At 54.4% G+C, this 8,725-nt stretch carries 9 protein-coding genes; 8 read left to right on the forward strand and 1 reads right to left on the reverse strand.

All coding sequences use genetic code 11. The features are described 5' to 3' along the window. Positions 1 to 59: 59 nt before the first annotated feature. Genes HW115_RS15535 through HW115_RS15570 form a run of 8 tightly spaced genes read left to right on the forward strand, consistent with a single transcriptional unit; the run spans position 60 to position 8,055 of the window. Positions 60 to 1,556: a DUF1254 domain-containing protein gene (locus HW115_RS15535; RefSeq protein WP_227021570.1), complete on the forward strand. Its 1,497-nt coding sequence runs from the start codon at positions 60 to 62 to the stop codon at positions 1,554 to 1,556. A gap of 60 nt (positions 1,557 to 1,616) precedes the next feature. Continuing rightward, positions 1,617 to 2,591: an AAA family ATPase gene (locus HW115_RS15540; RefSeq protein ID WP_178933865.1), complete on the forward strand. Its 975-nt coding sequence runs from the start codon at positions 1,617 to 1,619 to the stop codon at positions 2,589 to 2,591. Between the two features lie 2 nt (positions 2,592 to 2,593). Next, positions 2,594 to 3,559, forward strand: coding sequence for a DUF58 domain-containing protein (locus HW115_RS15545; protein ID WP_178933866.1), 966 nt, complete (start codon positions 2,594 to 2,596; stop codon positions 3,557 to 3,559). Then, entirely contained in the window at positions 3,556 to 4,077 is a 522-nt protein-coding gene (locus HW115_RS15550; protein WP_178933867.1) for a DUF4381 domain-containing protein, read from the forward strand. The genes HW115_RS15545 and HW115_RS15550 overlap by 4 nt, the downstream gene beginning before the upstream one ends. Next, positions 4,070 to 5,062 carry a vWA domain-containing protein gene (locus HW115_RS15555; RefSeq protein ID WP_178933868.1) on the forward strand — a complete coding sequence of 331 codons (993 nt, stop codon included), beginning with the start codon at positions 4,070 to 4,072 and terminating at the stop codon, positions 5,060 to 5,062. Before HW115_RS15550 ends, HW115_RS15555 begins: the two co-directional genes overlap by 8 nt. Beyond that, the gene (locus tag HW115_RS15560; protein WP_178933869.1) at positions 5,055 to 6,029 is read left to right on the forward strand and encodes a VWA domain-containing protein; all 975 of its coding nucleotides are present in this window, start codon (positions 5,055 to 5,057) and stop codon (positions 6,027 to 6,029) included. Before HW115_RS15555 ends, HW115_RS15560 begins: the two co-directional genes overlap by 8 nt. Positions 6,030 to 6,034: 5 nt before the next feature. Then, positions 6,035 to 6,712 (forward strand): tetratricopeptide repeat protein, encoded by a 678-nt coding sequence (locus HW115_RS15565; RefSeq protein WP_227021571.1) that lies wholly within the window; start codon positions 6,035 to 6,037, stop codon positions 6,710 to 6,712. Beyond that, positions 6,712 to 8,055 (forward strand): BatD family protein, encoded by a 1,344-nt coding sequence (locus tag HW115_RS15570; RefSeq protein ID WP_178933871.1) that lies wholly within the window; start codon positions 6,712 to 6,714, stop codon positions 8,053 to 8,055. The genes HW115_RS15565 and HW115_RS15570 overlap by 1 nt, the downstream gene beginning before the upstream one ends. 13 nt (positions 8,056 to 8,068) lie before the next feature. On the opposite strand, the gene HW115_RS15575 is transcribed toward HW115_RS15570, so the two are convergent. Next, positions 8,069 to 8,725, reverse strand: a 657-nt coding sequence (locus HW115_RS15575) for a substrate-binding domain-containing protein (protein WP_178933872.1), incomplete at its 5' end; no start/stop codon positions are given.

Below are 8,725 nucleotides of genomic sequence, written 5' to 3' on the forward strand. Positions count from 1 at the left end.
CGAACATACAACCCAATAAACGAACAATGAAAATACAACATATCCATTCCATTTGCCTCATGTCACTAGGGGCACTCGGCGCTCTGTGCGCCACGGTCTCAGCCCAGGAGAAATTCAAATACACCACGGAAATCCCCGAGGGTATTGTCACTCCTGACAAAGTCGAGACCTCCATTGGTGAACTCAATTTCACCGACGGCGTTCCCTCCCGCGAAACAGCGGACAAAGTCTATGACTTCATGGACACTTCCCGGGCAGCGGATGCCTTTCTCAAGGGTATGCCTGCCGCGTCCGTGGCAGCTCTTATCGAGGGTGCCCATTCGCTTGGTGCCGTCGAGGTTAATCAAGTCATGATCTTCGATGGTCTGATGAACGCCAAATCTCTTTTCCTAACCGGAAACAGTGCGACCGTTTATGTGATCCCAGATTTGGACCTGAAGCGTGATGGACCGACTGTGGTTGACGCTCCCAAGGGGCTGCTGGGGGCTGCCAACGATGCCAATTTCCGTTTTATCGAGAACATCACCGGCGGCAAATACCTCTTCTTACCTCCGGGCTATAAGGGTGATGTTCCTGAGGGATACAAGGTCTACCGTCCCAAAACCAACCGAGTATGGGTCTTCCTGCGGAAGACACCGAAGAGCAAGGCAGATGAGGACGTGGCCGCTGCTGTGAAGGATGTGAAAGACAATCTCAAAGTCTACAAGCTTGCGGATGCAGCCAAGCCGCCGAAAATGGAGTGGTTTAGCGGCTCCAACAAGGACTTCAACACGATCCATTACAACAACGCTGAGTTCTACCATCACGTGAACGAGGTGATTCAGTATGAAGCACCCGGTCTGTTTACGCCGGAGGTCCGTGGGCTGTTTGCCTCGCTGGGTATCGAGAAGGGCAAACCCTTCAAACCCGACGATCGAATGAAAGCCATTCTTAAAGATGGCGTGGCCATCGGCAATGCTCAGGCCCGAGCCATCGTCTGGTACCCCCGTATTGACAAGAACATGGCCGGAGCGCAAATCTACCCCGATACCGGAAGTGCCTGGAACATGGCCTACATGGGGCGCAACGTGCACTTCAACGGGAAGAACGGAGGAACCATGAATACCGATGCGCGCGTTATGTTCCACTATCCCTACACGGCAGTAACGCCGGTAATGGCGGCTCCACGAGAGGGTAAGGGCTCTGACTATGGCATCGCATTCCTCGATGGTGATAAGAAGCCCTTCGATGGCAGCAAGACGTACAAAATTGCCCTGCCGAAAGATGCTCCCATCGAGAACTTCTGGGCGGTGACCATCTATGATCCTCAGACCCGCTCCATGCTGCAGACCGACCAGAAGAATGCCGGTGTCGACAGCCTTCAGGACGGACTTCGTTACAACAAGGACGGATCGATCGACCTCTACTTCGCCCCCAAGCCGCCTCCTGGCTACGAGAAAAACTGGGTGCAGACGGTTCCCGGCAAGAGCTGGTTCACCATCCTGCGGATGTATAGTCCGACCAAGGCATGGATTGACCAAACGTGGAGACCTAGTGAAGTCATTAAGACGAACTAAGAATGACTAAAACCAAAGGGGAGGGGCCACGCTGCCTCCCCTTGTAATTCGAAAGTGAATATGGAGACAAACACTCACCGAAAAGCATTCCAGGAACTTGACGACGCCATCAACCGATCGGTCATTGGTCAAGAGCAGGTAGTCAGAACATTGCTTCTGGCCTTGCTGACCAACGGCAACGTGTTGTTGGAAGGTTTGCCCGGCACGGCAAAGACCCGATCCGTCAAATCTCTGGCCCGTTGCCTCACTGCCAAGCTGGGTCGTATCCAGTTCACCCCGGACCTCTTACCCTCGGATGTGACCGGCAATGAGGTCTATCAGGAAGTGGAAGGAAAGCAGATGTTGCAGTTTCAGGAAGGTCCGATTTTTAACAATATCGTGCTTGCCGACGAAATCAACCGATCGCCCGCCAAGGTTCAAGCCGCGTTGCTTGAGGCGATGGAGGAACGGACGGTGACCGTGGCGGGGCAGAGTTATAAGTTGCCCCCGCTGTTCATGGTGCTCGCCACCCAGAACCCGATCGAGCAGGAGGGAACGTATCCTCTTCCTGAAGCCCAGATGGATCGCTTCATTATGAAAACCAACGTCGAGTACCCCGATGACGCAGCGGAGGAAGATATCATTCGTCTCGTCCGTGGTGAAGAAGCGGGGGAGGCAACGGAAGAGCCTCGATTCTCTCAGGACATCGTGTTTGCTGCACGTGAAGAGGTGGCGGCAACCACCGTATCGCGGAATATCGACCAGTATATTGTCGCTTTGATCATGGCTACCCGCGACCCTGCGCGCCACACGGATTCACGCCTCAAGGACTGGATCCGGGTGGGCTCAAGCCCACGGGCGAGTATAGCCTTGGACAAGTGTGCTCGGGCGGCAGCTTGGCTGGCGGGACGCGATTTTGTGACCCCTGACGATGTCCGTGGAGTGGCACATGCCGTTCTACGGCACCGCTTGATCCTCAGCTACGATGCCATGGCTGAGTCGGTCTCGACCGATGACGTCATTGACGAGATTCTGAAGAAGGTGACAGCTGCATGAGCATGAGAAAGCCACGGAAATGGTTCGGAGCGGACTCGGCGCAAACCGGTGCCGAGCAGGACGACCGCGTCGCGGTTAGTCTGGCGCACCTGCGTGCTTTGGAATTCTCAGCGCGTGGTTTCTCGTTGTTGCCCCGTCAGCCGGTGCAGAGCATTCTGAGCGGACAACACGCTTCACGCCTGCGGGGCCGTGGGCTCAATTTTGAGGAATTGCGGCACTATCGTCCGGGCGATGACATTCGTACTATGGACTGGAAGGTGACGAACCGAACCGGCAAACCTCACGTCCGAGTCTACACCGAGGAGCGGGAGCGCCGAGTTTATCTGATGGTCGATCAGAGGATCAGCATGTTCTTCGGCAGCCAGCGGGCGATGAAGTCGGTGGTGGCGGCGGAGCTCGCATCTTTGGCAGCCTGGCGGGTGCTTGGGGAGGGGGATCGCGTCGGCGCCTTGATCTTTGACGACCAGCATTGCCATCATTTCACGCCTCGACGCAGCCGAGATGCCGTCATCGACATCCTCAAGCGCCTCGAGACTGCCAATGCTGCACTTAATGCAGGCTGTCGGGCGAATGCCGGACAGTTGAACATCGCTTTCGATGCCCTTCTCAGACGTGTCACCCACGATGCGCTGGTGATCTACATTGGCGACGGCTTCGGTTGGGATGAAGGTAGCGATGAATTACTCAAGCGTTTGTCGCTGCACAACGATGTGATTGCCATCAATGTGTTTGACCCTGCTGAGTGTGATTTACCTGCGCTGAAGGAGCTTGTTGTATCGGATGGAGAAATGCAGATCGAAGTCTCTGGTAAGCGTGAGGAACTGCAGCAGCGTTTTGAAGAGAGTTATCTGAATCATGTGAAGCAAATGCGCGAGGCCTTGCAGCGGTTTGGTCTGCCATTGATCGAAATCGACACCGTGGACGAGCCGCTGCAGCAGTTGCTCCGCGCACTGGGATCACAGCCATGAGTAAGTTGTTTGAGTCGGATTGGGGAAATGAATCACTTCGCGAGATCGTTGAAGTGGAATTTCCCGAACCTGTGCCTCTGGTGCCGTCCACACCGGGCTGGTGGATTTTATTGCTAGGCTTGGTTGGGTTGATGGCACGGTCTCTCTGGCGTCGGCGGCAGCGTTATCTGCGAGACCGTTACCGTCGTGATGCTCTCGAGCAACTGGCGACGATCAAGCAGCATCTCGCAGCTGGAAAACAAGAAGCCGTCCGGGAACTGGCACCCTTGCTTCGAGCTACGGCAGTTGCAGCAGGCGGGCGCGACCTTGTTTCAGGCTTGGAGGGGGATGACTATGCCGCTGCTCTGGCAGGACTTTCTCCGGGTAAGGATTATTTGTCGGTTAGCGCCATTGGCGACCTACAGTTGCTTGCCTATGCCCCGCTCGATGAGGTGAGAGGCATGGATACGCAACGTTTGGAAATTTTGATGACGGCGATGGAAAATTGGATACAAAACCACAAAGGAGACTATGCTTGAGTTCGTACATCCCTGGGCTTTTCTGCTGCTGCTTGCACCGGTGTTGATCTACTGGTTTGTGCCGTCTCATCGTGAAAGCCGTGATTCGCTACAGGTCCCGTATTTTGAACGGCTGGTAGCGCTGAGCGGAGAAACCCCGAGAGCTGGCGCCAGTATCCGAAGACGTCTGGTGATTCAGGCGGTGGCTGGTTTGCTTGGCTTGTGTCTGCTGGTGGCAGCACTGGCACGACCCGAGTGGGTGGGAGATCCCGTGAAACAAGAGAAAACCGCTCGTGATCTGATGTTAGCTGTCGACTTGTCTGGTTCGATGGAGGCTACGGATTTCAGTGATGCTGCCGGTGAAAAAGTCGATCGACTGACTGTGGCCAAGGATGTGCTGGAGGAATTTGTGGCGGGGCGTAAGGGAGACCGCTTAGGTTTGATTGTGTTTGGCAGTGCGGCATACATGCAGGCACCATTCACCGATGATCACGAAACATGGCTCAACCTGCTTGATGAAAGTATCGTCAACATGGCAGGGCCCAGCACGGCTCTCGGCGACGCCATCGGCCTCTCCATTTCGCATTTTCGCCAGTCCCAAACTGAAAACAGAGTTCTGATCGTTTTGACCGACGGAAATGACACTGGCAGTAAGGTGCCGCCCTTGGATGCCGCCAAGGTGGCGAAGGTGGAGGGCGTGACTATCTATACCGTGGCTGTCGGTGACCCGACAACCGTGGGTGAGGATGCTCTCGACATGGAAACCCTGGAAGCGGTTGCCAAGACCACCGGGGGGCGCAGTTTTGTCGCGAACGATCGCGAGGCTCTGAGCGATACCTACAGGCTTATCGATGAACTCGAGCCGGCCAGCTACGACAGCCTTTCTTATCGTCCCCGCAAGGGCATGTTCCATGTTCCCTTGGCGGCCTTTGCTTTGCTTTACATCATGACGATGCCAATCTTTGTCCTGGCTTCGCGCCGAAGAAGGAGAGTTGCCCATGACTGAACTAGCCTCCATCCAAAACCTGCATTTTTTACGGCCGGGGTGGTTACTCCTGTTGATTCCCTTTGCATTGATTAGTTTTCTGCAGTGGCGCTCGGGTGATCTCGGCCGTCAGTGGCAGGGAGTGATTGCTCCGCACCTGTTGCCGCGCATGGTGGTGTCGGGTAGTCAGCGTCAGCTGGTTTCACCCTTGTGGGTGTCTGTGTTCGTGCTTCCCTTGTTGGCGGTGGCTCTGGCGGGTCCCAGCTGGAAGCGCGGAGAATCTCCCTTTGCTGTCGATTCCGCCGCTCTGGTCATCGCCGTTGATCTTAGCGAATCCATGGAGGGCAAGGATCTGCAACCTGACCGTCTACAGCGGGCACGTAGTAAAATTCTGGAACTTTCCCAAGCGCGCGGTGATGCTCGCACCGCATTGTTAGCTTACGCCGGCTCAGGTCACACGGTCCTGCCGTTGACCAATGATGCCAACGTTTTGTTACACTATCTGGAGGCGTTGCAGGTGGGAATGCTACCGAAGCGTGGTAAATCGCCTGAATCAATTCTTCCGATGGCGCGTGAGCTACTTGCCGAGGGCGGGGGCACGCTTTTGCTCTTAGGAGATGGTGCACCGGAAAACTCGATCGAGACCTACCGCGCCCTGAGTGATGAAAAAGGAGTTCAGCTTATTGTTTGGGGAATGGGTAAGACCCAGGAGGAAATGGATAAGGATGCCGAGCGTGGTCTGAAAAGCAGCGCCTTGCCCCTGAATGAGGCAGGGCTCATGACGCTGTCGGATGCCGGCGATGGAGTTTACCAGAGAGTTACCCCGGATGACGAGGATGTGACACGGATTCTTCAGACGATTGATAGTCACTATGAACTCAGCGGTGACAGTTCCCGACCTTGGATGGATGGCGGCTATTATCTTGTCTGGCCGATTGTGCTGTTATTTTTACTTTGGTTTAGAAAGGGGTGGGCGCTGAGATGGTAAGATCGATGTCAAAATATCTGGCGTCACACAAGCGGCGTTTGTTCGTGGTGCTGGCGCTTGCCATCATCGTCTGGGTGATCGCGTTACCCAGTGCTTTTTTGAATCTCTGGCTGACCCCGGACCAGCAGGGCAGGATGTGGTTTCAGCTCGGCGACTATGAGCGGGCATCCCGTGCGTTCGAGGACCCTCGATGGAAGGGATACAGCCTTTATGCCGCCGAGGACTTCGAAACTGCCGCGCAGTATTTTTCACAGTATCAGGATGCGGATTCCTTGCTGGCACGCGCCAACGCTCTGGCTCACTCGGGTGGCTATTTTTCGGCGCTGGAAGCCTACGAGGAAATGGCGAAACGATACCCCGACCATCCCGCACCTGCCGTGAACATTCCCATCATGCAGGCGATGATCCAGGCAACCACAGATATGGCGGAGACACGTCAGAAGGATTCAGATGACTCTGGCAAGAAGCCGGGAGAAGGGTCGGAGTCCTCCGACGGAAGTGGTCAGGACGGTGCCGGAGAACAGGAACAATACAGTGCCGAGCAGTTACTGCAGGACCCGGGGCTCACGGAGATGTGGTTGCGACAGATTCAACGCGATCCCTCCGAGTTTCTTACCACTAAGTTCTATCTTCAAATTGCGGAATCTGAGAAAGCCGAGAAAAATAAAAAACAGGAACCCTGATGAAGCACGTCAATCTATTCTACCTGATGCTCTCGTTGGTGGTCGCACAAGTTACGGCGGCCGAAACGATTCAAGGGCTGCTGGATGCTGGTAAGCTCGAAGCTCGTGCTGTGGTTAAGACACCTGCACCTCATTTCCAAAAAGCCCCAGTCGAGATCGTCGTCGAAGTGGGGACTCCGGACCGGTTCAATGGGAGCATCCGTGTGCGTGATTTTACCGTGCCTGCCACCTTGGTTCGGCGCATGACAAAGACCGCTTTTAACGAGACTCGCCGCCGGGATGGAGTGAGTTGGGATTTTCAGAGCTGGCGCTTCGAATTGCATGCTGAACGTTCGGGCCCTCTGCGTGTTCCGCCCCTGACTACCTTCATTTCCATTAAAAGCGAAACTGATGGGGATGTTAAAGGAGAGCTGAAACTCACCGTGCCTCCGATTCAAATTGAGGTGCCTCCGGGCACCGAGGCTTTGGACTCTTGGGTAGCCGCCAACGAATTTAAGGTTGAGGAGTCTTGGGAAGGAGTTTTGGAGAAATACCAAGTGGGCGATGCAGTCACCCGAATCCGTAAGTTTACCATTAGTGGTTCACCCGCCATGGCAATCCCGGCATCTCCGCGAATAGAACTTGATGGGGTCCAAGTCTATCAAGCGCCACCATTGGTGGATGATAAAGAGGTGGGGGGAAAGCTCCAGGGAATACGCGAGGAACGTGTGGTCTTCACATTCAAGGGAGGCGGGGCATTTACAATTCCAGAGGAACAGATTCACTGGCTCAACCTTAAGACCAAGACCGTTGATAAGATCGACTTACCAGGGCGTGACTTTGAGGTGTCGGGACCCCCGGTATCAAGCTCTGCGACGCAGACGACTTCCGAGTCGAAAGGTGACAGCAAGGGGACGTTCTATACGATGCTGAGTGTTGCCGCTGCAGTGGTGATTTGGCTCGGCTATCTGCTGTTTCGCCGGATGCGTTGGTCTATCAGGTTTAGTCCTATGCGGGATCGCCTTGAGTCCCTGCGTCGTCAGCGCCGCGCTCGGGCTGCGTTTATGCATGCGGCTGAGCAGCAAGATAGTCAACGCTGTCTGGAACTCCTGTATCAACAGATGTCCGAACATGCCGAGTGGCAGCTCAGTACCGCCTTTGCGAACGATCCGCAAAAGCAGGCCACATCCGATGCATTGATGGCTCATGCTTTTGGTGGCGGACAGCCGCCGGAGGTGAGTGAAGTGCAAGGCTTGTGGGTGCTGAGCAAGGGTCAGAAGCTCAAACAGGAAAGCGCAAACACTCTGCAGCTCAACCCCGGCCCATATCGTCCAAAGATCTCCCCGATAAAAACTAATTCCTAGCAGTTTAAACTCTTCATCGTTGGCTCAAACGATAATGCTGCGGCGTAATCAACTCCTGTTTTTTAAATGATTTACTCAAATGAGCTCCATCTGCGTACCCACACTCATACGCAATGGCGTTAAGCTTCAAGTCAGTTTCCCTGAGAAGTCGCTTCACAGCATTATGGCGCAACCTCTGTATTTCAGCAGCCATCGTGCGCCCTACATACTTTTTAAAGGCATCTTCCAAACGCCTTCGACTCATACCACAACTTTCCGCCAGCAGATCAATGCTAACAGAATGACAAAAATCTTTTCGGATATAGGCAAGCGCTTTGGCTGTAGGTTCATGTGAAATTGCAATGGTATCAGTGGATCCCCTAACAACAACTTCCTTAGGAGGAACCAATATAAGTTCGGAGACATCTTCTCCATTCATCATCCTGTCGAGTGTCTTTGCCGCAGTGTAACCGATTTGCTCCAGATCATCATCCACACTTGTTATCGAGATCGCCGTTGGAATACAGTGAAGCTCATCATTGTCCGCTCCTATTACAGCCACTTCTTCGGGCACCCTTACGCCCAGATCCTCAAGCTTTTGCAATAGAGTGACCGCCAAATAATCATTTTGAATCATCAAGGCCAACGGTCTTGGCAAAGCCGACAACTCCTCCTCAATTTTTTCCCAGTG

The organism is Oceaniferula marina (assembly GCF_013391475.1).
Classification (GTDB): domain Bacteria; phylum Verrucomicrobiota; class Verrucomicrobiia; order Verrucomicrobiales; family Akkermansiaceae; genus Oceaniferula; species Oceaniferula marina.